This window comes from Alcaligenes sp. EGD-AK7 (genome assembly GCF_000465875.3).
GTDB lineage: Bacteria > Pseudomonadota > Gammaproteobacteria > Burkholderiales > Burkholderiaceae_B > Alcaligenes > Alcaligenes phenolicus.
This window is the reverse complement of record NZ_AVOG02000030.1, coordinates 1-751: the sequence shown is the minus strand read 5'-3', so window position 1 is coordinate 751 and position 751 is coordinate 1. Positions and strand designations below refer to the sequence as shown.

Genomic DNA, 751 nt, shown 5'->3' with positions numbered 1-751 from the left:
GATGTCGGCGGGGGCAACGCGGCCTGTTTCAATCAAATCCTCGAGACCCGATGTATCACCAGGGCTGTGGCAAGGGATTCGGAAAACGTCGATGTGATACATGATCTGGCAATTCTCAAAAAGGTTAATAGGACGGATGGCTGTTCCCTGTACATGCACCGAGCGACGTCACTACACGGCCTGGCGCAACTGCGCCCAGGCAGAACATTTCGTTCAAGCTTAACGCCGCCCTGCGCACTTGACTGCCGCCTTTTTCCGACCTAACTGGTGCCGATCCGGCACCGATCTTGCTTTGACTCGCATGCGGGCACAGCGGCCGTCAGCGATACAGGCCATCTCTATTCCATCCTTTTTACTTCGACCACCTATGCAACATTTACGCTTTCTTCATTACATCGATGCCGTGGCTCGCTGCGGCTCCATTCGGGCGGCCGCAGAACAGCTGCACGTCGCCGCATCAGCGGTAAATCGCCGCGTCCAGGATCTGGAATACGAGTTAGGTACGCCGATTTTCGAGCGTCTGCCGCGTGGTGTACGCCTGACTGCGGCAGGCGAACTGTTCGTTGCCTACGCTCGTCGCCGCAATGCCGATCTGGAACAAGTCCAGTCACAGATCCAGGATCTCAGCGGCATGAAACGCGGCCGTGTGACATTGGCAGCCAGCCAGGCGCTGGCTCCGGAATTCCTGCCCCGCGTAATACACGCGTTCCAGGCCCAACGTCCAGGTATTGCCTTCGACGTAAAGGTGCTG

General features: G+C 57.7%; 1 protein-coding gene. It reads left to right on the top strand.

Translation table 11 applies throughout. The features are described 5' to 3' along the window. Positions 1 to 367: 367 nt before the first annotated feature. Positions 368 to 751, top strand: a 384-nt coding sequence (locus N879_RS12985) for a LysR family transcriptional regulator (RefSeq protein ID WP_022983389.1), incomplete at its 3' end; no start/stop codon positions are given.